Consider the following 24,324-nt stretch of genomic DNA (forward strand, 5'->3'; position numbering starts at 1 on the left):
GGGCCATGAAAGGCTATTTCGGCATCGGTATCGAAGGTCCGAGCAAGTCGATGAATGTCGGCACCTTGTTCCGGACGGCCCACGCGTTCGGCGCCTCGTTCGTCTTCACCCTCCGCGCGCAGTACGACGCGCGCGCCGGCGCGCTGGCCGACACGTCGGACACGCCGCTGTCGGTCCCGACCTACCGGTTCGCCGATCTCGAAAGCTTCCGCCTGCCGCTGGGCTGCCGGGTGGTCGGCATCGAGATCACAGACGATGCGATCGAGCTGCCGAGTTTCCGGCATCCCCGCCAGTGCGCCTATATCCTGGGCTCCGAGCGGGAGGGTCTGTCGCCCGGCGTTCAGTCGCTGTGCGACTACGTGGTGAAAATCCCGACGCGCTTCTCGGTCAATCTCGGCACGGCCGGCGCCCTGGTCATGTACGACCGGCTGATCAGCCTCGGCCGGCATGCGCCGCGGCCGGTCGGCGAGGGGCCCCCGACCGAGGCGCTCGAAGTGCCGGTGTTCGGCGAACCGCTCTACAAGCGCAAGGAGCGGCTGAGGCAGCGAAAAAAAGAGCAGGCAAAACAATAGTTTACGCCGCCGCGGTTGCGCGGAGGGGGGGCGGCGACTATCTCGGGCGCTCCATGTCCGTCCTGCCCACCGAACCGCTGCAGATCCTCGAGCCCGGCGCCGCCGCGCACGGCCGTAACGATCTGCGCCGCAATCTGATCGGCCTGTCGCGCGACGGGCTCAAGACGGCGCTGGCCGAGGCCGGGCTGGAGCCGTTCCGCGCCGCCCAGATCTGGCAGTGGATCTACTGGCACGGCGTCACCGACTTCGGGCGCATGACAAACATCGCCAAGAAGGCGCGCGATCGCCTCGCCGACCAGTTCGTGATCGAGCGGCCCTCGATCGTGACCGAGCAGCGTTCGGTCGACGGCACCCGCAAATGGCTGCTGCGCTTCGCCGACGGCAACGAGGCCGAGACGGTCAACATCCCGGAGACCGACCGCGGCTCGGTCTGTGTGTCGAGCCAGGTCGGCTGCACGCTCACCTGCACCTTCTGCCACACCGGGACCCAGCCGCTGGTGCGCAACCTCACGCCGGATGAAATCGTCGGCCAGTTCATGGTGGCGCGCGACAGCTACGGCGAATGGCCGACGCCGACCGCCGATGCACAGCGCATGCTCAGCAACATCGTCATGATGGGCATGGGCGAACCGCTCTACAATTTCGACAATGTCGCCGCGGCGCTGAAGATCGTCATGGACGACCAGGGAATCGCGCTCAGCCGCCGCCGCATCACGCTCTCGACCTCTGGCGTCGTGCCGATGATCCCGAAGGTGGGCGAGGCGCTCGACGTCAATCTCGCGGTCTCGCTGCACGCCGTCACCGACGAGGTGCGCGACACGCTGGTGCCGATCAACAGGAAGTGGCCGATCGCCGAACTGCTGAAGGCCTGCGCCGACTATCCCGGCGCGCGCAACAGCCGCCGCATCACCTTCGAATACGCGATGCTGAAGGGCGTCAACGACAGCGACGCCGACGCGCGCGAACTGGTGCGCATCCTGAAGCCGATCCATGCCAAGGTGAACCTGATCCCGTTCAATCCGTGGCCGGGCGCGCCCTACGAGTGCAGTTCCAACAACCGCATCCATCGCTTCGCCGAGATCGTGAACGATGGTGGCCTCAGCGCCCCCGTGCGCACGCCGCGCGGCCGCGACATTTCTGCTGCCTGCGGCCAGCTGAAGAGCGCGAGCCTCCGCCAGCGCGGCGCGAAGGTCGCGCTGTAGCTACTTCGTGAAGGCCGCGACCTTCGACAGGAAGGCGTTCTCCGTCGAGACGGGCCGCAGCCCGGCCCCCTCAAACCACTCTTCCAGACGACCGGCGGTATATTCGGCGTAATACGGCTCGTGGAAGTAATGCGGGAAGAGGTCGAGCAGGCCGTCCCAATCGGGCCGGTCGCCCTTCTGCAGGGAATCGACGATCACGACCAGGCCGCCGGGCTTCACGACGCGCGCCATCTCGGCGATTGCCTTCGCGCGGATCTCCTTCGGCAGCTCGTGCAGCAGGAACGAGGACACGACGAGGTCGAGGCTCGCTTCAGCGAAGGGCAGTGCCTCGGCCGCGGCTTCCTCGAGCTTGACCCGCGCCGTGCGGCCGATCAGTCGGCGCGCCTCGTCGAGATAGGGGCGGCTGAGGTCGATGCCGGTGAGCTTCATCCCCGGCCAGGCGCCATGCACCGCGGCGAGCAGGCGGCCGGTGCCGCAGGCGACGTCGAGACCGCGGACCTCACGCTGGTTCCGGTCCGCCAGCCAGGTGGCGATGGGCGCCAGGGCGCGGCGGCGCATGACGTCGGCGGCGCCGGTGAACAGGACCTCGACCTGCGTGTCGTACAGGGCGGCCGAATTCTCCGACAGCCAGCCGTCGCTCTGGAAGTGGAAGTTCTGGCGGTAATAGTCGGGCAGGCCGTCGGCCTGGGTGCCGGGCGGCATCTCGTCGTCGAGCTGGCCGTGCCGGCGTGCGTCGACCTGCGGCAGGTCGCGAAAATAGAGCAGGCTGCGGCGCAGGAACTCGGCCGGCTCGGGGCCCTGCAGGCGGGGGGCCGGAAACAGGCCGGCGGCGACGTCCCGCCATTCGCGCTGGAACAGGGCACGCATCTCGGCGGTCAGCTCGGCGCGGCCGGGCGTCGGCCCGACGGGAAAATCGGGCTTGGGCATGGGCTTCATCAGGCGGCGGCCGGCGGCATAGTGGCCGGCATACCAGGCGACCCGGGCGGTCTGGCGGGCGGCGTAGGAGAGGCGGTCGAGGGGGGAAACCATGGATGCTATTCTCGCCCCGATTATAGCCTCTTTGCGGCGCCCTTGCCCCGGTGGGGTCGACCGCTATATTCCGCGCGCCTTTACCGAATCGACATGAAAGCGGCCAGCATGAGCGTTTCTTATACCGGGCCCTACAAGAAGGGCGACATCAAGAAGGTCGTCCTGGCCTATTCCGGCGGCCTCGACACCTCGGTCATCCTGAAGTGGCTGCAGACCGCCTATGGCTGCGAAGTGGTGACCTTCACCGCCGACCTCGGCCAGGGCGAGGAACTGTCGCCGGCCCGCAAGAAGGCCGAGCTGCTCGGCATCAAGCCCGAGAACATCTACATCGAGGACGTGCGCGAAGAGTTCGTCAAGGACTTCGTCTTCCCGATGTTCCGCGCCAACGCGCTGTACGAAGGGCAGTACCTGCTCGGCACCTCGATCGCGCGGCCGCTGATCTCCAAGCACCAGATCGACCTCGCGCTGAAGACCGGCGCCGACGCCGTCTGTCACGGCGCCACCGGCAAGGGCAACGACCAGGTCCGCTTCGAACTCTCCTATTATGCGCTGAAGCCCGACATCAAGGTGATCGCGCCGTGGCGCGAGTGGGAGCTGACCTCGCGCACCAAGCTGCTCGAATTCGCCGAGGAGCACCAGATTCCCATCGCCAAGGACAAGCGCGGCGAGGCGCCGTTCTCGGTCGACGCCAACCTTCTCCACTCCTCCAGCGAGGGCAAGATCCTCGAAGATCCGTGGGAAGAGGCCGACGAGATGGTCTATCAGCGCACCATCTCGCCCGAGAGCGCGCCGGACAAGGCGACCTACATCGAGATCGAGTTCGAGAAGGGCGACGCCGTTGCCATCGACGGCGTGAAGATGTCGCCCGCGACCCTGCTCACGAAACTCAACGAACTGGGCAAGGCCAACGGCATCGGCCGTCTCGACCTGGTCGAGAACCGCTTCGTCGGCATGAAGAGCCGCGGCATCTACGAGACGCCGGGCGGCACGATCCTCTACGCCGCCCATCGCGGCATCGAATCGATCACCCTCGACCGGGGCGCCGGCCACCTCAAGGACGAGGTGATGCCGAAATACGCCGAGCTGATCTATTACGGCTTCTGGTACTCGCCGGAGCGCGAGATGCTGCAGGCGCTGATCGACAAGAGCCAGGAGAACGTGACCGGCACGGTGCGGCTCAAGCTCTACAAGGGCAACACGACCGTCGTCGGCCGCAAGTCGCCCGTCTCGCTCTACTCGATGCAGCACGTGACCTTCGAGGAAGACCAGGGCGCCTACAACCAGCGCGACGCCGAAGGCTTCATCAAGCTGAACGCGCTCAGGCTGCGCCTGCGTGCGCTGGGCCAGGGCGGCCCCAAGTCCTGACCGGACACCCGACCTGACCGGAGCGGCGCATGCCTTTTGACAACGACCAGCGCCGCCTCCCCGGCGGGCGCGGAACGGGCGAGCGGGCGATCAACCTGCCGCCCGCCGTGCTGTGGCTGATCGGCATCAACGTCGCCGTTCAGGTGTTGCGCCAGCTTCTCGGCGAGCAGGCCGACCAGGAGATCATCCTGCAGTTCGGCCTGGTGCCGGCCGCCTACACGACCGACAGCGGGCAGGATCTCTTCTCGCTGCTGGTGGCGCCGATCACCTACCAGTTCCTGCATGGCGGCTGGATGCATCTCGGCATCAACATGCTGACCCTCGCGGCCTTCGGTGCGCCGGTCGAGCGGCTGCTGGGCGTGCGCCGCTTCGTGCTCTTCTACCTCGTGTGCGGCGCCTTTGCGGGACTGGTGCATATCCTGGTCTATCCCGAGTCGCCCGATCCGGTGGTCGGCGCGTCGGGCGCCATCAGCGGCATCTTCGGGGCCGTGCTGATGCTGATGCGCTATGTCGGCAGCCTGACGTCACTTCTGCCGGTCGCCGGCATCTGGATCGCACTCAACGTCTTCTTCGGCATCTTCGGGGGCACACCTGGCGCGGGCGGTGAATCGGTCGCCTGGGTGGCGCATATCGCGGGCTTCCTGTTCGGACTCGCGGCCATACGCTTCTTCGCACCGCGAACGAGTTAACCGGCTATAGTCGGTCGATGGCCGACAACGGGATCCCGCTGCGTCGCACTCTGGTTGCCAACGCCGTGGCTCTGGCCCCGTCGTGGGGGGCGCTCGCCCTCCTGTTCGGCCTCGGCGAGCTGTCGGGCCGGGCCACGCTGGTGGCGATGGCGGGCATCGCCGTGGTGACGATGCTCCTCGTCCAGCGCTATCTCAGCTCGCTGGCGAGCTTTGCCCGCTTCGTGGGCGAACTCTCGGATGAGCGCCAGCCCGTGATGCCGCGGCTTTCCTTCGCGCCGGCGACAGAGGAACTGGCGACGGCGGCAGCCACCCTCTCGACCGGCTGGCGCCGCCAGCGCGCCTCGATCGACAATCTCGCGGCCTCGGCCCAGACGATCGTCGATGGTCTTCCCGACCCGCTCGTGTGTCTCGACCGGCAGCGCCGCATCGTGCGCACCAATCTGGCGGCCGCCCTGCTGCTGGGCAGTCCCGGTGGTTTCGAGCGCGACGTTTCGACCGTGCTGCGCCAGCCGCAGCTCCTGGCGGCGATCGATGCGCTGCTCGAAACCGGCGCCGACGGTAATTTCGCGCGACCCGACCAGAGCGTGGTCGACCTGGTGCTGCCGGGGCCGCCGGAGCTCGACATGGTGGCCCATCTGCGGCGCCTGCCGCGGGCGGCCGCCGACGGCTCGCTGGCGCTGATCGTGCTGCACGACACCACGGCGCTGCGTCGCGCCGAGCGCATGCGCGCCGACTTCGTGGCCAATGCCAGCCACGAACTCAAGACGCCGATCGCGGGACTGGCGGGCTTCATCGAGACCCTGCGGGGCCCGGCGCGCGAGGACACGGCGGCCCGCGAGCGCTTCCTGGGCATCATGGCCGAACAGGCCGAGCGCATGCGCCGACTGGTCGACGACCTGCTGATGCTGTCGCGCATCGAGCAGCACGAGCATGCGAAGCCGGCCGCCGCCGTCGATCTCAGCGGTGTGCTGCGCTCGGTGCTCGACCTGCTGCAGCTCAAGGCCTCCTCGCGCAGGGTCGGCATCGAAATCGACCTGGCCCCCGATCTGCCGCGCGCCATCGGCGACCATGACGAGCTGATCATCGTGTTCCAGAACCTGATCGACAACGCGCTGAAGTACGCGCGCCCCGAGACCTCCGTCCGGGTCGAGGCTCGGCGCGTCGGCAAGGACCGTGTGGCGGTCGCCGTCCGGGACGAGGGCGACGGCATTCCGGCCGCCCACCTGCCGCGTCTCACCGAGCGATTCTACCGAGTGGATACGGCGCGCTCGCGCCAGCTCGGCGGCACCGGCCTGGGCCTCGCCATCGTCAAGCATGTCGTCAATCGGCATCGCGGCCGGCTCGACATCCAGAGCGTGCCCGGCAAAGGCTCGACCTTCACGGTGACCCTGCCGGCCTCGGACCCGGCCTGACCCCGCTGCAGGTCGTCGCGAAAGCGCGTTGTAAGGAACCCGCCGCATACTCTTGGGATTGAGTCCGCGAGAGTCCGCCCCATGACATGCAAAGCAAGCGAACCGAGCGAAATCGTGGTGACCGCCCGGATGATCCGGGCCGGTCTCGACGTCGTGAAATCGTGGCCATCCCTGGCGGACGGCGAGGCACTGGCCATGGCCTACCGGGCGATGGCGGCGGCGGCGCCCCCCGAAAGTCTCGCCCTCAGCATGCCGACGCCGACGATGCTGCAGGCGCTGCGGATGCTGGGCCACAAGTAGGGCGTCGTAAGCTCTTCGACATCGGGCCGCCTAAATCGAGCCTCCGTCCCCGCCTTCAATGGTCGCGCTCTTCGAGAGCGAAGGAGGATCAGATGATCAGGAAGATGTTGCTCAAGTCCGCAATCGTGGTGGCGACGCTGATGCCGGTCGCCGCGTTCGCCCAGTCGCCGGACGCGGCATACTGCTCTGCGTTGGCCGCCAAGTACGACCAGTATCTCGACATGCCATCCAAGGGCGGCCGGCAGCCCCAGAGCCTGGATACGCGCGTTGCGGTGGAGAAATGCAAGGCCGGCGATACCAGCGGGATCGCGGGGGTCGAGAAGGCGCTCAAGGACGCGCGGATCGACCTGCCGCCGCGAGGCTGATCGATCCGGGGAGGGAGCGGGCAATGCGCGTGCTGATCATCGAAGACAGCCGGGAGCTGGCAGGGTTGATCGGCCACGCGCTGAAGCGTGCCGGCATGGACGTCGATTTCGTGGGCCTCGCGGACGAAGCGAGGCTCGCTGTCCAGGCCGTGCAGTATTCGGCGATCGTGCTCGATCTCGGCCTCCCCGACGCCGACGGCTTCGCCGTGCTCGATCAGTTGAGAAAGCGGCACGATCCGACGCCGGTTCTCATCCTGTCGTCGCGAAGTGCGCTGGGCGACCGGGTGAACGGCCTGGACAGGGGCGCCAGCGACTACATGATCAAGCCCTTCGCGATGGCCGAACTGATTGCCCGCCTCCGGGCGCTCATGCAGCGCCCGCCGGAGATACCCTCCCCGATCTTCGCCATGGGGAACGTGACTTTCGAGGCCGGCAGCCGCCGCGCCACGGTCGGCGGGAACACGTTCACCATTCCGGCGCGGGAATCCGAGCTCCTGGAAGTCTTCCTGAAGCGGGGCGGAAAGGTACTGGCACATGACGTGCTCGATGCGGTGGTCTTCGGCGGCAAACATGACCACTCGTCCAATGCCATCGAAGTCTATGTCCATCGCCTGCGTCGCCTGCTCGCGGAAGCCGGTGCCGATGTCGAGATTCATACGATCCGCGGGGTGGGCTACCTGATGAAGCCCGGAATGGCGGCAAGGGCCACGGCGCAGGCTTGAATCCGTCCTCGCTGTCGCAGGTCTGATGGTCGCTCGACAGTCATAGTGCAGCGTGCAGATCGATGGAGCGCTGCTTGCATAGTTGCCTCCCACCCGGGACGTAAGGTTTGGTTCAACTTCCGGCGCTCTTATTCCCGTGAGGGAGTAACGACGTCATGACGCGGAGTCGAAATTGGGACGTAGCGATGGTCGAGAGGCCGTATCGCCTTCCCGGCCTTGGCATCGGCGATCCGATGCCACGCATAACCCTGCCACTGGCTACGGGGGCTCTCTTCGATTCGTGGGATGCCGCCGTGTCGGGGTTCACCCGCATCTACTGGATTGGCCCGCCGCCGTGCGAGGAGCGAATCGCTGGGCTGTTGGCGCGCCTCGCACGATGCGAGGCGACCTTATGCTTCGTGGCGCGCCGGCCGCTGGACGGCCTCGACGCGAACGCGTCGTGCATCGTGGATCGCGACGGCGAACTCGCGCGGGCGTTCGGCGCTCGAGAGACGCTCGCGATCGTGGTAGATGCCGCCGGCCGCGTGGCTGCCCTCGCGCCTTCTCCGGTGCCGGACGACGTCGCCCATCTCGTCGAGCAGCTCCATGGTGCGACGGAGAGTGTGGTGGTACGAGCCGCCGCGCCGGTCATGCTGCTCCAGCGCGTGCTCGATGCCGACCTTTGCCGGCGGCTGATCGAATACTGGTCTGCTCGCGACAAGGTCGCCAGTATCGTCGGGTCGGACGGTGGCAACATCGTCGATACCGAGACCAAGCGCCGGCTCGACACCAATCTCGACGAACCGGCTCTCTTCACCAGCGTGCGCGACGCGCTGGTGCGCCGCGTGGCGCCAGCGATCGCACAGGCCTCGCATATCCAGACTTCGGTGATCGAAGCGCCCCGTATCGGCTGCTACGATGCGGCCAGCGGCGGCTGGTTCCGTCGCCACCGCGACAATACGAGCCGCATGACGGCGCATCGCCAGTTCGCGGTCAGCATCAATCTCAATCCGGGTGAAGAGTATGCAGGCGGCGAACTGCGCTTCCCCGAATTCGGCCGCCAGCTCTACCGGCCTGGGGTCGGCTGCGCCGTCGTGTTCTCATCCGCCCTGCTGCACGAGGTCAATCCGGTCACCCGCGGCCGCCGCTTTGGCCTCTTCACCTTCCTTTCGGCGGGCGGGGCCGCCTCCGGCTTCGGGCCGCGGGGGCCCGGGCGATCGTAAGCTTGCTCTTGCGGAACGAATGCCGCGAGCGCTGCGTTCTGGACTCGATGAGCATCATCGAGGCCTTCGGGTGGACGATGGCCACCCAGTTCGAACCGCACCGGCGAGGCTTTCTCTACCGGCGGGATCGCAAGGGGCCGCCGATCCTGGTGACCGCCGCCGAACGCAACGCGTTCGTCCGCGCATTCGGATGGCAGTTCTTGGCTCATGTCGCTGGCTTCATGGCGGCGGTGATTGGCGCGGCCATGATCACGGCGCGTTTCTACCCGCGAGGAGATGAGACCGGAGGCTTCTTCCTGATGGGTGGCCTGATGCTCGGGATCGGCCTTGGGCTCTACCTGTCGATCAAGTGGGCGATGCATGCTCCCGCGCGCGCACTCGCCGGTCGCCCGACCTTCTCTAGCGACGCAGGGCCCTGACGGCGAATATCGCGGTCGGAATGCCGATCACCAGGCCGGCCGCGACCGCGTAGACGAGAAAGAACACCATCGAGAAGATCACCATGCCCACGGTGCCGCGCTCGGGCACGGTGGGAGCGTCGAGCAGCGTGACGACGACCGCCGCGACGAACAGCAGGACGGACAGGAGCGGAAAGCTGAGCGCCGCGAGGGTGACCTGCCAGCGTCGCGTCCTCCCGGGCCAGCGGGACGTGACCAGCCAGGCGGTCCCGCCGGTGACGGCCATGATGGCGAGAATCGATCCCACGATGTAGATCACGCGGCCTTTCCCCGTGTTGCACCTCTCCATGCAACGCCCGACGAGGGGTCCGGGTTCAGCCTCCTCCCCTTGTCTGTCTTATGTCCGTAACCAAAGCGTAGCGCGGGCGAAGCGTGCGGCCGGTACCGAGCGTCCGTTGGGACTGGGAGGCCGGATGCTTCGACTGGAAGGCGTTACCAAGAGCTTTGGCGGCAAGAAGGCCGTGGACAGCGTTTCGCTCGTCGTGCCGACGGGCCAGCTGGTGGGCGTGATCGGCCGCTCCGGCGCCGGCAAGTCGACCCTCCTGCGCATGATCAACCGCCTGGGCGACCCGACCTCGGGCCGCATCCTGTTCGGCGACACCGACGTCACCGCGCTCCGCGGCCGGCCGCTGCGCGCCTGGCGCGCCCGCTGCGCCATGATCTTCCAGCAGTTCAACCTTGCCGGCCGTCTCGATGTGATGACCAACGTGATGATGGGTCGGGCCTTCCACATGCCGCCCGCCCGTGCGCTGCTGAAGCTGTGGAGCGACGAGGAGAAGGCGCAGGCCCTGTCCGCGCTCGAAAGCCTCGACATGGCGCGGATGGCCGGCCAGCGCGCCGAGACCCTGTCCGGTGGCCAGCAGCAGAGGGTGGCGATTGCCCGGGCACTCGTGCAGGAGCCGGACATCGTGCTGGCCGACGAGCCCATCGCCTCGCTGGATCCGCGCAACACCAAGGTGGTGATGGACGCGCTGCAGCACATCAATCGCCATCTCGGCATCACCGTGGTCTGCAATCTCCACAGTCTCGACCTCGCGCGGACCTACTGCGACCGGCTGGTCGGCATGGCGGCGGGCCGTGTCGTGTTCGACGACGTGCCGGCCGCGCTCACCGAGGCGACGTCGCGCGAGCTCTACGGGCTCGAGGCCGGCGACGTGATGGGCCATGGCCTGCCGTCCCCCGCTTCTCTGCCCGCCGGCGCCCAGCCGGGCTTTGCCCTCGCGGGCTCCTGATCCCTTCCCGACGTTTCGCTTCATCAAGGAGAACAGCAATGCTCACCCGTCGTCACGCGCTCGGCGCTGCCCTCGCTGCCTCGTCCCTCGCCGCCTCTTCATTCGTACTGGCCGGCGCTGCCCATGCCCAGTCCTGGAAGAGCGCCTATCCCGAGCTCGTCCTTGCCGTCATCCCGGCCGAGAATGCCTCGGGCGTGACGGAGCGCTACGGTCCGTTCGTGGAGTATCTGTCCCAGACGCTCGGGACCAAGGTGACGCTGCGGGTTGCCAACGACTATGCCGCCGTCATCGAGGGCCAGCGCAACGGCAGCATCCACATCGCCGGCTACGGTCCGGCGTCCTATGCGCGCGCCATCGTGACCGGCGTCAAGGTCGAGCCCTTCGTCACCACCGTGAACAACGACGGTACGGTCGGCTATTACTCGGTCTTCTACGTGCGCGCCGACAGCCCCTACAAGACGATCGACGACCTCAAGGGCAAGAACCTGGGTCTCGTCGATCCCAACTCGACCTCGGGTAACAATGTCCCGCGCTTTGCGCTGAACAAGCTCAAGCTCAATCCCGAGACGTTCTTCGGCCGCGTGACCTACACCGGCAGCCACGAGAATGCGGTGATCGCGCTGCAGCAGAAGACGGTCGACGTCGCCGCCAACTGGTGGAATGCCGAGAACGACTCCAACCTGACGCGCATGGCGTCCAAAGGCCTGGCCAAGCAGGAGGACTTCCGCATCATCTACAAGTCGGACCTGATCCCCAATTCGCCCTTCGCCTATCTCGCCAGCCTGCCGCCCGACCTGAAGGCCGCCATCACCACGGCCTTCATGGAAGCGCCGACCAAGGCCAAGGCGGCGTTCGACAAGCTGTCCGACGGCAAGGATCGCGGTTTCCAGGTGGTCGACGCGAAGTACTATGAGCCCGTGGTCGAGCTCATCAAGTTCATCGACCAGCTCCGCAAGCAGAAGAGCTGATCGGGCCGGGCTTCGCTTTCGCGTTCGCTTTGTCTTGAGTACGCACGTCACACGTCTGCCCGAGGCGCAGTTGAGGCCGCTCGTGGCGGCCTACGACGCCTCGGTGCGGTCGCGTCGCTGGCACACGCTGCTGATGGTGGCGTGTGTCGCGGCGGCGATGCTTCTCGCGTCGATCTCGGCCGAGGTGTCGCCGGTCAGGTTCTTCGAGAACATCCATCGCTTCCCGAGCTACATCATCCGCCTGTTCCATCTCGAGAACGGCCAGCCCGTCTGGACGGACTTCGGGGAGTGGTTCTGGGGCCTGGACCGCTGGCTCCGGCTGCTCTGGGAGACCTTGCTGATGGCTTATGTCGGCACACTCCTGGGAGCGGTGGCAGCCGCGGGCCTCGCGTTCCTGGGCGCGGCGAACGTGGCACCCTCCCGCTGGGTGCGCATCACCGTCCGCCGCTTCTGCGAACTCTGCCGCACCGTGCCGGAACTGGTCTTCGCCCTGCTGTTCGTCATCGCCTTCGGCCTCGGGCCGATGGCGGGCGTCCTGGCGGTCGTCATCCATACGCTGGGTGCCCTCGGCAAGCTGTTCGCCGAGGTCGTCGAGAACATCGACATGAAGCCGGTCGAGGGCGTGTCGTCGACGGGCGCCTCCTGGCACGTCGCGATGCGCTTCGGCGCGCTGCCGCAGGTCCTGTCCAACTTCGCGAGCTACGCGCTGCTGCGCTTCGAGATCAACGTGCGCGGCGCGGCCGTCATGGGCTTCGTCGGCGCCGGCGGTATCGGCCAGGACCTGATCGAGGCGATCCGCAAGTTCTACTATTCCGATGTCTCGGCGATTCTGGTCATGATCCTGATCACGGTCGCCATCATCGACAGCCTGACCTCGTTGCTGCGTCACCGCCTGATCGGCCTCGAAGGGAAGAACTGATGGATGCCGTGCGCGAGCGCTATCCCGAACATTTCCAGCGCCTCGGGCCGCAGCGCCTGCCGATGATCGCCGTGGCGACCGCCATGCTCGTCCTCCTCCTGTACGGCATGGGGGTGCTGGGCTTCTTCGACGGCAAGCTTCTCTCGGGCATGGGCCGGCTGGTCGAGATTGCCGGCCTGATGCTGCCGCCCGATCCGGGGTCGTGGGCGCATGCGCGGGCCTATGGCATGGCGCTGATCGAGACGGTGGCCATTGCGCTGCTGGGGACCCTGTCGGCGGCGGTGCTCGCCCTGCCGGTTGGTCTGCTCGCCGCGCGCAACGTCACGGCGCAGCGGATCGTGCGCTTCCTCGCCCGGCGCTCACTCGACACGATCCGCAGCGTCGACATCCTGATCTGGGCGCTGATCTGGATCAACGTCGTGGGGCTCGGACCCTTCGCCGGAGCGCTGGCCATCATGACGTCCGACATCGGCAGCTTCGGCAAGCTGTTCTCCGAGGCGATCGAGGCGGCCGACCGCAAGCCCGTCGAAGGCATCGCCTCGACCGGCGGCGGACATTTCATGGGGATCCGCTTCGGCATCCTGCCCGAGGTCTTCCCCGTGCTGGTGAGCCAGGTCCTCTACTACTTCGAATCCAACACCCGCTCGGCCACCATCATCGGCATCGTCGGCGCGGGCGGTATCGGCCTCCATCTCGCCGAGGCGATCCGGACGCTGGAACTGCAGCAGACGTCCTTCATCATCCTGATGATCCTGGTCACCGTGGCGGCCATCGACCTGGTGTCGAGCCAGCTGCGCTTCGCCATGATCGGCCGTCGCGGGGGAGTGAGCGCGTGAGCGAACCATCGGGTGAATCGACAGCGGGGCTGCCCCGCTATGCGGTCTACTACGCGCCGCGTCCGGAAGAGGCCTTGGCCGTGGCTGCCAGCCGGTGGCTCGGTCGCAACGCCGAGACGGGCGAGGCCCGAGACCTCGTCCCGGTGAGCGGCGTCTCACACGAGCGCTTGTCGGCGATCGTCGCCGATCCCCGGCTTTACGGCTTTCACGGCACGCTGAAGCCGCCGATTGCCTTGGTCGACGGCGCGACAGAACGAGACTTCGTTGACGCCGTCGGCCGCTTCGCCGCAACCGAGCGTCAGATCGACGTACCGGCGCTGGCGCTGGCCGAACTTCAGGATTTCCTCGCGCTGGTGCCGGCGGACCGGTGCGCTTCGCTCCAGGATTTCTCGGATCGCTGCGTCGCGGAGTTCGACGAATTCCGTCGTCCCGCCGATGACGGCGAGCTGGTGCGTCGGCGCGCCGCGGGCCTGACCGAGCGGCAGGAGAATCTGCTGCTGCGCTGGGGCTATCCGTATGTCCTCGAGCAGGGACGCTTCCACCTGACCCTCACCGGACGGATGCCGGACGCGCGCGAATGCGCCGTCATCCTCGACGAGCTGCGTCGGCGTTTCATGGGCTTCATCGACCGGCCGCTGGCGGTGCGCGATCTCTGCGTCTTCCGTCAGCCGGCGCCGGGCCGACCGTTCACGGTCCTGGCGCGGTTCAGGCTCGGCGGAGGGCGGCGTCTGGCCACTCAGGTCTGGCGAGCAGCCTGACGAAGGCGGCGGCGGCCTCGTCGAGGGTGCCGTCGTTGACGATGGTCACCAGACGCGGATCGTCGAGGTCGTAGGCATCGGCGCGCTCAAGCCGCTCCGCCGCCTCGATCGCGGACTCGCGACCACGGCCTTCGAGGCGCTGGCGCAAACGCTCGACCGGCGCGGTGATCAGGACGGGGCGGGCCTGCGAATCGAGGCCGCCGGTCCTCAGGAAATGGTCGCGCGAGCCGCTCACGACCACGGTCAGACCGGCGGCGCGCCAGTCGTGGATCTCGCGGCCGACGCCATAGTCGTTGCCGTGGGCGTTCCAATGATAGGCGAACAGGCCATAGGCGCGCCGCGTGGCGAACTCCTCGCGGGTCAGCGCGACATGGTTCTCACCGCCGCTGTCGGCCGGCCGGGTGATGTAGCGGTGCGCGAACACCACCGGCGCTGCCGGCGGCAACAGGGTCCGGGCATGCCCGAGGACAGAATCCTTGCCGGCGCCGGACGGACCCATGACATAGACCAGCGAGCCTTCCATCGTCGCGTACAGAAGTCAGACCACACGGTCGCCTTCGCGCCATACGGCGCGCACGACAGCCGCGCCGTCGACGGTGCGCACCCTCACCAGGTCGGCGCGGCGCTCGGGCGCGATCTCGCCGCGATCGCCAAGGCCGACGGCGCGGGCCGGGTTGAGCGTCGCCAGCCGCACCGCCTGCGGCAGCGAGATGCCGATACCCGACGAGGGCAGCTTGAACACGCTTTCCATCAGGCTGGCCGGGACATAGTCCGACGACAGGATGTCGACATGGCCGGCGCGCAGCAGATCGATGGCGGCGATGTTGCCGGAGTGCGAGCCGCCCAGCACGAGGTTCGGCGCGCCCATCAGAATGGCGAGACCGGCCTCGCGCGAGGCGCTGGCGGCTTCGTGCGTGGTCGGGAATTCGGCGATGGTCATGCCGTTGGCGACGGCTTCCTGGACATGGCCGTGGGTCGCATCGTCATGGCTGGCGATCGGCAGGGCGCGGGCCTGGGCGCGGCTCACGATCTCCCGCCGATGTTTCGCGGCGTTGCGGTGGTGAAGCTCGGTGACGCGGATCGAGAATTCCTCGAACTGCTCGTCGGTCATCGCGTGCTTGCCCTTGTAGTATTGCTTCAGCTTCTCCGGATCGAGGAATTGGCGCTGGCCGGGCGTATGATCGTTGATCGACACCAGGCCGACCAGCGGCAGGTCTATCCACTTGTCGACCGCTTCGACGGCATCGTCGGCCGTGATCTCACAGCGCAGGTGGATGCGGTGCTCGGCGCGCGTCATGCGGCGGTCGTTGGCCATGCAGACCGCCTCGATCATGCGCTCGCGGTTCTCCACACGGTCCGATTTGCCGTGGACGTCGCCTAGGGCCAGCGAATCGAACACGGTCGTGATGCCGGCGGCGCTGACCTGGGTGTCATGTGCCATCACGGCCGAAACGCTCGGCCACTTAACGCCCGGACGCGGGGCGAAGTGCTTCTCCATGTTGTCGGTGTGCAGCTCGACCAGACCGGGCACGAGATAGTCGCCTTCGAGGTCGAGGGCACCCGCGGCATGCGACCGCTCGGTGTCGATCTCCACGATGCGGCCATCGCGAACGAGGACGGTGCCGTCGAACTCGGCGTCGGCGGTCACGACGCGCGCGTTGGTCAGGATGATCTCGAGGCTCATGGCGAAACTCCGGCCGTCTGGGCAGGGGGAACGACTTCGTGCACGCGGGTCGCGACGGCATCGCGCACGTCGGTGTCGTGGAAGATGCCGACGATGGCGGCGCCGGCATCGCGCCGCTGGCAGATCAGCTCGACCACGCCGTCACGGTTGGCGGCGTCGAGCGATGCCGTGGGCTCGTCGAGCAGCAGGACCGGATAATCGACGATCAGCGAGCGGGCGATGTTGACCCTCTGCTGTTCACCGCCGGAGAAGGTGGCGGGCGGCAGCGCCCACAGCCGCGCGGGAATACCGAGCATGGCCAGCAGGAACTCCGCGCGTTGCCGCGCCTCGAGGGGATCGGTGCCGCGCCGCCGGAGCGGCTCGGCCACGACATCGACGGCTGAGACCCGCGGGATCACCCGCAGGAACTGGCTGACGAAGCCCATGGTGCGGTGACGCACGTCGAGAACGGTGCGCGGCTCGGCGCCGACCAGCTCGGTCCATTCATCGTCCTGGCGGACCCGGATCGAGCCGCTGTCGGCGCGATAGTTGCCGTAGAGCGCGCGCAGCAGGGTGCTCTTGCCGGCGCCCGAGGGGCCGACCAGCGCCAGGCATTCGCCGGGCGAGACGGCCAGCGACACGCCGCGCAGCACGGGGAGCGACAGGCCATCCTGGGCATGGACGGTGAACGACTTGGCGAGGCGTGAGACGCGCAGGGCGGGTTGGGAAGAGGTCATGGTCGCCTCACACCGGCAGGATCGAAGCGACGAGCATCTGGGTGTAGGGATGCTGCGGATCGTCGAGCACCTGGTCGGTGAGCCCCTGCTCAACGACCGTGCCGCCCTGCATCACCATCAACCGGTGCGTCAGCAGCCGCGCGACGCCGAGATCGTGGGTCACCAGAACGACCGACAGATGCAGCCCTTCGACCAGGCCGCGCAGCAGATCGAGAAGGCGGGCCTGCACCGAAACGTCGAGGCCGCCGGTCGGCTCGTCCATGAAGACCAGCCGCGGATTGCTCACCAGGTTGCGCGCGATCTGCAGGCGCTGGCGCATGCCGCCGGAATAGGTGTTCGGCCGGTCGTCTAGGCGCTCGACGTCGATCTCGACCCGCGTCATCCAGTCGGCGGCCTGACCGCGGATTTCGCCATAGTGACGTGCACCCACCGCCATCAGCCGCTCGCCGATGTTGGCGCCGGCGCTGACGCCCATGCGCAGTCCCTCGCGGGCATCCTGGTTCACGAAACCCCATTCGGTGCGCGCCAGCAGGCGGCGGCGGGCTTCCGACAGGCGATGCACGTCGATGGTGCCCGCCGACTTCGTTTCGTAAGTGACCGAGCCGCTGTCGGGGACGAGGCGACCGGCCAGGCAGTTGAGCAGGGTCGTCTTGCCCGAGCCCGATTCGCCCACGATGCCCAGAACCTCGCCGGGCCACAGGTCGAAGCTCACGTCGCGGCACGCGACGCGGCCGCCGAAGCGCTTGCCGACGTTGCGCGCGGAGAGCAGGGGCGCGCTCATCGCCGGCTCTCGCAATAGTCGGTGTCGGAGCAGACGAACAGGCGCTTGCCGGTGTCGTCGACGATCATCTCGTCGAGGAAACTTTCCGTCGAGCCGCACAGCGCGCAGCTCTCGGTCCAGGTCTCGATCTCGAACGGATGGTCGTCGAAGTCGAGGCTCTTCACCGGCGTGTGCGGCGGCACCGCGTAGATCCGCTTTTCGCGACCGGCGCCGTAGAGCTGCAGCGCGGGACTGTGGTCGAGCTTGGGATTGTCGAACTTGGGGATGGGCGAGGGGCTCATGATGTAGCGCCCGTTCACCATCACCGGATAGTTGTAGGTCTTGGCGATGCGGCCGTGGCGGGCGATGCTCTCGTAGAGGCTCACCTGCATGACACCGTATTCCGACAGCGCATGCAAAGTGCGGGTCTCGGTCTCGCGTGGCTCGAGCATGCGCAGCGGCTCGGGGATCGGCACCTGGAAGACCAGGATCTGGCCATCGGTCAGCGGCGTCTCGGGCACGCGATGCCGCGTCTGGATAATGGTGGCTTCCGCGGTGTGCGTCGTCGTGGCGACGTCGGCGACCCGGGCGAAGAAGCGGCGGATCGAGACGGCGTTGGTGGTGTCGTCGGCGCCCTGGTCGATCACCTTCAGCGTGTCTTCGCGACCGATGATGGCGGCGGTGACCTGGATGCCGCCGGTGCCCCAGCCATAGGGCAGCGGCATTTCGCGGCCACCGAAAGGCACCTGATAACCGGGCACCGCCACCGCCTTCAGGATGGCGCGGCGGATCATCCGTTTGGTCTGCTCGTCGAGATAGGCGTAGTTGTAGGCGCCGTCCTGCGGGGTCGTGTCGTGGATCGTCGTGTCAGGCATGGTTCACTCTGCCGCCTGGGCGAGGGCGGCCTGCTCGCGGCGCTTCTCGACCTCGGCGCGCAGCATGCGCACCACCACCAGCTCGGACTGGAAATCGACATAGTGCGGCAGCTTCAGGTGCTGCACGAAGCCCGAGCCCTCGACATTGTCGCTGTGGGCAAGCACGAATTCCTCGTCCTGGGCGGGCGAGGTCGCGGCCTCGCCCAGCTCGTCGGCCCGCAGGGCACGGTCGACCAGGGCCATCGCCATCGCCTTGCGCTCGGCATGACCGAAGGCCAGCCCATAGCCGCGGGTGAACTGCGGCGGCACGTCGTGCGAGCCGGCAAACTGATTGACCATGTCGCACTCGGTCACTTCGATCTCGCCGATCTCGATGGCGAAACCCAACTCCTCCGGCACGAACGACACCGGCACATGGCCGTAGCGGATCTCGCCGACGAAGGGATGGTTGTTGCCGTAGCCGCGCTGGGTCGAATAGCCCAGCGCCAGCAGGAAACCCTCATCGCCGCGCGCCAGATTCTGCAGGCGCAGGGGCCGGCTGGCCGGCAGCACCAGCGGTTCGCGCGTCAGGTCGCGCGCTTCGCCGTCGTCGCGCGAGGGCGGCGGTTCGAGCAGGCCATCGCGCTGCAGGATGTCGCCGACGCGCGGCAGGGCATGCGTCGCATCGGCCGGCGCGGTCGGTGCTTCGGGACGTTCGCCCGATGCGGCCAGCGAGAAGTCGAGCAGCCGGTGGGTGTAGTCGTAGGTCGGACCGAGCACCTGGCCGCCCGGCACATCCTTGAAGGTCGATGAAATGCGGCGCTCCGCCACCATGCGCGTGGTATCGAGCGGTTCCGACGCGCCGAAACGCGGCAGGGTGGTGCGATAGGCCCGCAGCAGGAAGATCGCTTCGATGAGGTCGCCACGCGCCTGCTTAATGGCGAGTGCGGCCAGGCTGCGGTCGTAGCAGGAGCCTTCGGTCATGACGCGGTCGACCGCGAGGCCGAGCTGCTGGTCGATCTGCTCGAGCGACAACTCGGCGACGTGGCGGTCGCCGCGACGCTTGTCGGCCAGGAGATCGAGTGAATGGGCGATGGCGGTTTCGCCGCCCTTGACCGCGACATACATGGTCAGGCCTCCACGGCGACGCTGCGCGGCAGCGCGATGAGTCGCGATCCCGAGGCGAAGACAAGATCGACGCCGCAGGGGAAAAGGGCATGGTTGGCGGTCCAGGCCGACCAGAAGCCGTCGCCAAGTCCGCCGATCGAGACGCGGATCTCGCCGTCGATGCCGGGGCCCCGCCAAGTGGTGGCCCGGCCGCCCTCGAGCGCCGGGACCTCGATCACCAGGGTGGCGGCGCGGTCGGGATACGTGTCGGTGCCGATGGCGAAGCCGGCGAACGGCTCGCCGCCCCCGGCGATGATCACGCCGAAGGTCGCGGCCTCGCGCGACGCGACGATCGGCGTGCCGGCATGGAAGCGCAGGAAGTCGCGGACCTCCTGCTTGTCGACGCCGGCCTCGAGCCAGACGGGCGTCTCGCGATCGGCGAAGGTGAGCAGGAAGGCCGCAGCCGCCGGGCTGAGCGTTCCCGGTCCGGCTGGCGCATCGCGCAGCTCGACGATGCGGCCGGGATGCGAGAAGGCGTGCAGCACGCCGCGGAACAGGCGCTGTGCATCGTGCGCCGGATCGGCGAAGCCGGGAGCGAGGAGCGTCGTGCTCATGCGCCGGCCTCACGCGCGACGGTGAAGAAATCCACCCGGGTGGCGGCGGCGCGGGCGGCGATCAGGCGGTGGCGCGCCTCGGCCTCATGGGCGAGCGGCGTCACGATCGCGGCTTCGAGTGTCTCGACCCAGTCGGCGCGCTGGCCCAGCGCATCGATGGCCGCGACGATCTCGGCTTGCCGGGCATCGCGGCCTCGGACATAGCCGAAGCCCATCTCGCCGCTGTCGAGCCGAACGGCGGCGCGCGTCACCGTCATCTCGCCGGCGCAAAACGGAGCGCCGGTGCCCGAGATGCGGCCCTGCACCATGACGAGCCCGATCTCGGGCCGACGGAGGACCGTGTAGGAAGGTGTCGACCCAAGCGTCTGCCAGAGAGAAGCGAGCCGGGCCGCGGGCGCCTTCGCGAGCACGGAAAGCCATCGCTGCCGGCGCGCGATCGTGGGGATGGAGGACATCGGGACGCTCTCGAAAGAGGCGCACCTTCGTGGCGCTGCGTTACCGTTCCGAGGGTGCCGCGTTAAATTCGTGTGACGGTCACCCGGTCTTGACCCGGTTTCCCTAACCTATTGATATATATCAAATAATCCGGATGGGGCGGCCGCTATCCTGTGCGCCGAGCTGCCTCTGTAATCGGATTGTCACATATCCGTCATATGAGAGAGACGTACGGCTCCTAGATGACGGGCGCTTCGAAATTCAACACAGGAGAACCCCGTGAACCTGACCAAGATCGTCCTCGCGACAGCTTTCGCGCTGTCCCCGGCGGCCGCCTATGCCATCGACATTTCCGGCGCCGGCGCGACCTTCCCCTACCCGGTCTATGCCAAGTGGGCCGACGCCTACAAGAAGGAGACCGGCAACGGCCTCAACTACCAGTCGATCGGCTCGGGCGGCGGCATCAAGCAGATCAAGGCCAAGACCGTGACCTTCGGCGCCACCGACGCCCCGCTCACGGGCAAGGATCTCGAAGAGTCGGGTCTCGTGCAGTTTCCGATGGTGATGGGTTCGGTGACGCCGGTCGTCAATCTCGAAGGCATCAAGCCGGGCGAGCTGGTGCTCGACGGGCCGACGCTGGCGAACATCTATCTCGGCCAGATCAAGAGCTGGGACGATGCGGCGATCGTCAAGCTCAACCCCAACGTCAAGCTGCCGAAGCAGGCCATCGTGCCGGTGCGTCGTTCGGACGGATCGGGCACGACCTACAATTTCGCCTACTACCTGGCCGAGGTGAGCCCGGACTGGAAGACGAAGGTCGGCGTGAGCACGGCGCTGCAGTGGCCGGTGGGCATCGGCGCCAAGGGCAACGAAGGTGTGGCCGGTAACGTGGCGCAGACCAAGGGCTCGATCGGCTACGTCGAGTACGCCTACGCCAAAGAGAACAAGATGATCTTCACCAAGATGATCAACAAGGCGGGCAAGGCTGTCGCCCCGGGCTCGGATACGGTGCAGTCCGCCGCGGCGAGCGCCGACTGGAACTCCAAGCCGGGCTTCGGCGTGATCCTGGCCAACCAGCCGGGCGACCAGTCCTGGCCGATGGCGGCCGCGACCTGGATCCTGATGTACAAGAAGCCGGAGAAGATGGCGGAGTCGGCCGAGGCGCTGAAGTTCTTCGCCTGGGCCTACACCAAGGGCGACGCCATGGCGGACTCGCTCGACTACGTGCCGATGCCCCAGAACGTCGTCAACGACATCATGAAGATGTGGGCGGCGGAAATCAAAGACGCCAGCGGCAAGCCGCTGTACTCGCCGACGAACTGAACGGTGACGGGGCGGGTGGCGACACCCGCCCTTCATTCTTGGGGGGCTTATGGCTTCGGGGGAGCGGGACGTGAGTGAAGTTGCATTGAAGGGCGCAAGCGCGCCGGCGGCGGTATCCGCCTCGCGGGCGGCGGTGCTTCGACGCCTGAGATTGACGGACTCGATATTCCACGGGCTGACGCGCGGCGCGTCGCTCGCCGTGCTCGCCCTGCTGAGCGGCGTCATCCTCGCGCTCGTCGTCGGTGCCGCGCCGGCGCTCGGCACGTTCGGCTTCGGCTTCCTGTTCGACGAATCCTGGAACCCGGTGACTGAGCGGTTCGGTGCCCTGGCGCCGATCTTCGGCACCCTGGTCACGTCGTTCATCGCGATGGTGATCGCGGTGCCGGTCGGCCTGATGGTCGCCTTCTTCCTGACCGAGCTCTGCCCGAAGGTGCTGCGCCGCCCGATCGGCATCGCCATCGAGCTGCTGGCCGGTATCCCCAGCATCATCTACGGCATCTGGGGCCTGTTCGTCTTCGCGCCTTTCCTGCAGCAATACGTGCAGCCGCTGTTCATCGATACCTTCGCCAATGTGCCGATCCTGTCGACGCTGTTCGCGGGTCCGCCGTATGGCATCGGCATGTTCACCGCCGGACTCATCCTGGCGATCATGGTTCTGCCGTTCGTCACCTCGATCTCGCGCGACGTGTTCGACGCGGTGCCGCCGGTCCTCAAGGAAGCCGCCTACGGCGTCGGCTGCACGACCTGGGAAGTGTTCCGCTACGTCGTCCTGCCGTTCACGCGGGTCGGCGTCATCGGCGGCTTCATGCTGGGCCTCGGCCGCGCGCTGGGCGAGACGATGGCCGTCACCTTCGTGATCGGCAACGCCCATCACGTCTCGGCCTCGCTGTTCGCACCGGGCACCACGATCTCCGCCTCGATCGCCAACGAATTCACTGAAGCGGTGGGCGATCTCTACACCTCGTCGCTGGTCGCGCTCGGCCTCATCCTCTTCTTCATCACCTTCATCGTGCTGGCGATCGCTCGCTACATGCTGATGCGCCTGCAGCGGCAGGGAGGGAAGTAAGATCATGGCAACCACTGCCTCCAAGACGGCCGCCATGGACAGTCCGCTCTACGCGGGCCGCCGCCGCCGCAACACCATCGCCAAGAGCCTGGCGTACGCTGCAACCGTTTTCGGACTGGGCTGGCTGGTCCTGATCCTGGGGGTGCTGCTCTACAAGGGCATCGGCGGGCTCTCGCTCGCGGTGTTCACCGAGAACACGCCGCCGCCGGGCGCCGCGGGCGGCCTGCTCAACGCCATCATGGGCAGCATCGTGATGACCGCCCTGGCGGTGGTGATCGGCACGCCGATCGGCGTCCTGGCCGGCACCTACCTCGCGGAGTATGGCCGTCACGACAAGCTGTCGAGCGTCGTGCGCTTCATCAACGACATCCTGCTCAGCGCGCCGTCGATCGTGATCGGCCTGTTCGTCTACGAGATCCTGGTCGCGCCGATGGGCCACTTCTCGGGATGGGCCGGCGCCGTCGCCCTGGCCGTCATCGTGATCCCCGTCGTCGTCCGCACGACCGAGGATATGCTCAATCTGGTGCCCGACACGCTGCGTGAGGCGGCGGCCTCGATCGGCCTGCCGCGCGCCCACATGATCGTCCGCATCGCCTACCGCGCGGCGCAGGCCGGCATCGTCACCGGCATCCTGCTGGCCGTTGCCCGCATCAGCGGTGAGACGGCACCGCTCCTGTTCACCGCCCTGAACAATCAGTTCTTCAGCATGAACATGAATGCGCCGATGCCCAGCCTGCCGGTGGTCATCTTCCAGTTCGCCCTGTCGCCCTACGCCGAATGGCAGAAGCTTGCCTGGACCGGCGCGCTTCTGATCACCGTCACCGTGCTGGGTCTCAGCATCCTGGCCCGTTCGCTCACCTCCGCGAGGAAATCCTGATGTCCATGCAATCCACGGAAACGCCCAACGTCGCGGTTCCGGTCGCCAGCCACGCCAAGCTCGACGTCTCGAAGCTCACGCCCAAGATCTCGATCAAGAACCTCGAGTTCTTCTACGGCGACAGCCGGGCGCTCAAGGGCATCACCATGTCGCTCTATGCCAACAAGGCGACGGCGTTCATCGGACCGTCGGGCTGCGGCAAGTCGACCCTGCTGCGCATCCTGAACCGGATGTACGACCTCTATCCCGGGCAGCGCGCCACCGGCGACGTGATGTTCGATGGCGACAACCTTCTGCGCGAAGGCCAGGACATCAACCTCCTGCGCGCGCGCATCGGCATGGTGTTCCAGAAGCCGACGCCGTTCCCGATGACGATCTACGAGAACATCGCCTTCGGTGTCCGGCTCTACGAGAACCTGCCCAAGTCGGAACTCGATGGCCGGGTCGAGCACGCTCTGCGCCGCGGCGCCCTGTGGGACGAGGTCAAGGACAAGCTGAACGCCAGCGGCCTCAGCCTGTCGGGTGGACAGCAGCAGCGCCTCTGCATCGCCCGTACCGTGGCGGTGAAGCCCGAAGTCATCCTGTTCGACGAGCCTTGCTCGGCGCTCGACCCGATCTCGACCGCCAAGATCGAGGAGCTGATCGACGAGCTGAAGCAGGACTACACGATCGTCATCGTGACCCACAACATGCAGCAGGCCGCGCGCGTCTCAGACTTCACCGCCTTCATGTACCTGGGCGAGCTGGTCGAGTTCGGTGCAACCGCCACGCTGTTCACCACTCCGACCGACAAGCGGACGCAGGCCTACATCACCGGCCGGTTCGGCTGAGCGGCCACGAGAACGAGAAGAAGGGACAA

At 67.3% G+C, this 24,324-nt stretch carries 29 protein-coding genes; 19 read left to right on the top strand and 10 right to left on the bottom strand.

Annotated elements, in window-relative coordinates; all coding sequences use genetic code 11:
* Positions 1–5 precede the first annotated feature (5 nt).
* Positions 6–572 carry an RNA methyltransferase gene (locus tag ACO07I_RS17520; protein ID WP_422009665.1) on the top strand — a complete coding sequence of 189 codons (567 nt, stop codon included), beginning with the start codon at positions 6–8 and terminating at the stop codon, positions 570–572.
* Between the two features lie 53 nt (positions 573–625).
* On the top strand, positions 626–1,774 hold the full coding sequence (gene rlmN, locus ACO07I_RS17525; RefSeq protein WP_422009666.1) for a 23S rRNA (adenine(2503)-C(2))-methyltransferase RlmN: 1,149 nt from the start codon (positions 626–628) through the stop codon (positions 1,772–1,774).
* On the opposite strand, the gene ACO07I_RS17530 is transcribed toward rlmN, so the two are convergent.
* On the bottom strand, positions 1,775–2,803 hold the full coding sequence (locus ACO07I_RS17530) for a methyltransferase domain-containing protein (RefSeq protein WP_422009667.1): 1,029 nt from the start codon (positions 2,801–2,803) through the stop codon (positions 1,775–1,777).
* Between the two features lie 108 nt (positions 2,804–2,911).
* Here ACO07I_RS17530 and ACO07I_RS17535 point away from each other — a divergent pair, with 108 nt between their 5' ends.
* The 8 genes from ACO07I_RS17535 (at position 2,912) to ACO07I_RS17570 (ending at position 9,277) form a co-directional block, all read left to right on the top strand.
* Positions 2,912–4,168: an argininosuccinate synthase gene (locus tag ACO07I_RS17535; protein WP_422009668.1), complete on the top strand. Its 1,257-nt coding sequence runs from the start codon at positions 2,912–2,914 to the stop codon at positions 4,166–4,168.
* Positions 4,169–4,197: 29 nt separating this feature from the next.
* Positions 4,198–4,857 (top strand): rhomboid family intramembrane serine protease, encoded by a 660-nt coding sequence (locus ACO07I_RS17540; RefSeq protein ID WP_422009669.1) that lies wholly within the window; start codon positions 4,198–4,200, stop codon positions 4,855–4,857.
* Positions 4,858–4,874: 17 nt separating this feature from the next.
* Positions 4,875–6,269, top strand: a complete 1,395-nt coding sequence (locus ACO07I_RS17545; RefSeq protein ID WP_422009670.1) for an ATP-binding protein — start codon at positions 4,875–4,877, stop codon at positions 6,267–6,269.
* 81 nt (positions 6,270–6,350) lie between these two features.
* Positions 6,351–6,569 carry a hypothetical protein gene (locus ACO07I_RS17550; protein ID WP_422009671.1) on the top strand — a complete coding sequence of 73 codons (219 nt, stop codon included), beginning with the start codon at positions 6,351–6,353 and terminating at the stop codon, positions 6,567–6,569.
* Between the two features lie 92 nt (positions 6,570–6,661).
* Positions 6,662–6,934 (top strand): hypothetical protein, encoded by a 273-nt coding sequence (locus ACO07I_RS17555; protein ID WP_422009672.1) that lies wholly within the window; start codon positions 6,662–6,664, stop codon positions 6,932–6,934.
* A gap of 23 nt (positions 6,935–6,957) precedes the next feature.
* Positions 6,958–7,656, top strand: a complete 699-nt coding sequence (locus tag ACO07I_RS17560) for a response regulator (protein ID WP_422009673.1) — start codon at positions 6,958–6,960, stop codon at positions 7,654–7,656.
* 185 nt (positions 7,657–7,841) lie between these two features.
* Entirely contained in the window at positions 7,842–8,858 is a 1,017-nt protein-coding gene (locus tag ACO07I_RS17565) for a 2OG-Fe(II) oxygenase family protein (RefSeq protein WP_422009674.1), read from the top strand.
* Between the two features lie 47 nt (positions 8,859–8,905).
* Entirely contained in the window at positions 8,906–9,277 is a 372-nt protein-coding gene (locus ACO07I_RS17570) for a hypothetical protein (RefSeq protein ID WP_422009675.1), read from the top strand.
* On the opposite strand, the gene ACO07I_RS17575 is transcribed toward ACO07I_RS17570, so the two are convergent.
* The gene (locus ACO07I_RS17575; protein ID WP_422009676.1) at positions 9,258–9,575 is read right to left on the bottom strand and encodes a hypothetical protein; all 318 of its coding nucleotides are present in this window, start codon (positions 9,573–9,575) and stop codon (positions 9,258–9,260) included. The two genes, ACO07I_RS17570 and ACO07I_RS17575, sit on opposite strands and share 20 nt — an antisense overlap.
* 154 nt (positions 9,576–9,729) lie before the next feature.
* On the opposite strand from ACO07I_RS17575, the gene phnC reads away from it, so the two are divergent.
* From phnC to ACO07I_RS17600, 5 genes are all read left to right on the top strand, one after another.
* Positions 9,730–10,548: a phosphonate ABC transporter ATP-binding protein gene (gene phnC / locus ACO07I_RS17580; protein ID WP_422009677.1), complete on the top strand. Its 819-nt coding sequence runs from the start codon at positions 9,730–9,732 to the stop codon at positions 10,546–10,548.
* 38 nt (positions 10,549–10,586) lie between these two features.
* A complete protein-coding gene (gene phnD / locus ACO07I_RS17585; RefSeq protein WP_422009678.1) occupies positions 10,587–11,516 on the top strand; it encodes a phosphonate ABC transporter substrate-binding protein in 930 nt (309 codons plus the stop codon).
* A 34-nt stretch (positions 11,517–11,550) separates the two neighbouring features.
* A complete protein-coding gene (gene phnE / locus ACO07I_RS17590; RefSeq protein ID WP_422009679.1) occupies positions 11,551–12,435 on the top strand; it encodes a phosphonate ABC transporter, permease protein PhnE in 885 nt (294 codons plus the stop codon).
* On the top strand, positions 12,435–13,271 hold the full coding sequence (gene phnE / locus ACO07I_RS17595) for a phosphonate ABC transporter, permease protein PhnE (RefSeq protein ID WP_422009680.1): 837 nt from the start codon (positions 12,435–12,437) through the stop codon (positions 13,269–13,271). The genes phnE (ACO07I_RS17590) and phnE (ACO07I_RS17595) overlap by 1 nt, the downstream gene beginning before the upstream one ends.
* An 80-nt stretch (positions 13,272–13,351) precedes the next feature.
* Positions 13,352–14,029 carry a DUF1045 domain-containing protein gene (locus ACO07I_RS17600; RefSeq protein WP_422018307.1) on the top strand — a complete coding sequence of 226 codons (678 nt, stop codon included), beginning with the start codon at positions 13,352–13,354 and terminating at the stop codon, positions 14,027–14,029.
* Here ACO07I_RS17600 and phnN read toward each other — a convergent pair.
* The 8 genes from phnN to phnG are packed head-to-tail and all read right to left on the bottom strand — an operon-like array spanning position 13,977 to position 20,219.
* A complete protein-coding gene (phnN, locus tag ACO07I_RS17605; protein ID WP_422009681.1) occupies positions 13,977–14,552 on the bottom strand; it encodes a phosphonate metabolism protein/1,5-bisphosphokinase (PRPP-forming) PhnN in 576 nt (191 codons plus the stop codon). The genes ACO07I_RS17600 and phnN overlap by 53 nt on opposite strands.
* A 15-nt stretch (positions 14,553–14,567) precedes the next feature.
* Entirely contained in the window at positions 14,568–15,713 is a 1,146-nt protein-coding gene (locus ACO07I_RS17610) for an alpha-D-ribose 1-methylphosphonate 5-triphosphate diphosphatase (protein WP_422009682.1), read from the bottom strand.
* A complete protein-coding gene (gene phnL, locus ACO07I_RS17615; protein ID WP_422009683.1) occupies positions 15,710–16,429 on the bottom strand; it encodes a phosphonate C-P lyase system protein PhnL in 720 nt (239 codons plus the stop codon). The genes ACO07I_RS17610 and phnL overlap by 4 nt, the downstream gene beginning before the upstream one ends.
* Before the next feature lie 7 nt (positions 16,430–16,436).
* Positions 16,437–17,210: a phosphonate C-P lyase system protein PhnK gene (gene phnK / locus ACO07I_RS17620; protein ID WP_422009684.1), complete on the bottom strand. Its 774-nt coding sequence runs from the start codon at positions 17,208–17,210 to the stop codon at positions 16,437–16,439.
* Positions 17,207–18,064 carry an alpha-D-ribose 1-methylphosphonate 5-phosphate C-P-lyase PhnJ gene (locus ACO07I_RS17625; RefSeq protein ID WP_422009685.1) on the bottom strand — a complete coding sequence of 286 codons (858 nt, stop codon included), beginning with the start codon at positions 18,062–18,064 and terminating at the stop codon, positions 17,207–17,209. The genes phnK and ACO07I_RS17625 overlap by 4 nt, the downstream gene beginning before the upstream one ends.
* A 3-nt stretch (positions 18,065–18,067) precedes the next feature.
* The gene (locus ACO07I_RS17630; protein WP_422009686.1) at positions 18,068–19,171 is read right to left on the bottom strand and encodes a carbon-phosphorus lyase complex subunit PhnI; all 1,104 of its coding nucleotides are present in this window, start codon (positions 19,169–19,171) and stop codon (positions 18,068–18,070) included.
* Positions 19,172–19,173: 2 nt separating this feature from the next.
* Positions 19,174–19,764 carry a phosphonate C-P lyase system protein PhnH gene (gene phnH / locus ACO07I_RS17635; RefSeq protein WP_422009687.1) on the bottom strand — a complete coding sequence of 197 codons (591 nt, stop codon included), beginning with the start codon at positions 19,762–19,764 and terminating at the stop codon, positions 19,174–19,176.
* On the bottom strand, positions 19,761–20,219 hold the full coding sequence (phnG, locus tag ACO07I_RS17640) for a phosphonate C-P lyase system protein PhnG (RefSeq protein WP_422009688.1): 459 nt from the start codon (positions 20,217–20,219) through the stop codon (positions 19,761–19,763). The genes phnH and phnG overlap by 4 nt, the downstream gene beginning before the upstream one ends.
* A gap of 259 nt (positions 20,220–20,478) precedes the next feature.
* Between phnG and pstS the strand changes: the two genes are divergently transcribed.
* The 4 genes from pstS to pstB are packed head-to-tail and all read left to right on the top strand — an operon-like array spanning position 20,479 to position 24,295.
* Positions 20,479–21,522 (top strand): phosphate ABC transporter substrate-binding protein PstS, encoded by a 1,044-nt coding sequence (gene pstS, locus ACO07I_RS17645; RefSeq protein WP_422009689.1) that lies wholly within the window; start codon positions 20,479–20,481, stop codon positions 21,520–21,522.
* Between the two features lie 49 nt (positions 21,523–21,571).
* Entirely contained in the window at positions 21,572–22,588 is a 1,017-nt protein-coding gene (pstC, locus tag ACO07I_RS17650) for a phosphate ABC transporter permease subunit PstC (RefSeq protein ID WP_422009690.1), read from the top strand.
* Between the two features lie 4 nt (positions 22,589–22,592).
* A complete protein-coding gene (gene pstA, locus ACO07I_RS17655; RefSeq protein ID WP_422009691.1) occupies positions 22,593–23,465 on the top strand; it encodes a phosphate ABC transporter permease PstA in 873 nt (290 codons plus the stop codon).
* 5 nt (positions 23,466–23,470) lie between these two features.
* Positions 23,471–24,295: a phosphate ABC transporter ATP-binding protein PstB gene (pstB, locus tag ACO07I_RS17660; protein WP_422018309.1), complete on the top strand. Its 825-nt coding sequence runs from the start codon at positions 23,471–23,473 to the stop codon at positions 24,293–24,295.
* Positions 24,296–24,324 lie beyond the last annotated feature (29 nt).

Source organism: Reyranella sp., assembly GCF_965227665.1.
Lineage (GTDB): Bacteria > Pseudomonadota > Alphaproteobacteria > Reyranellales > Reyranellaceae > Reyranella.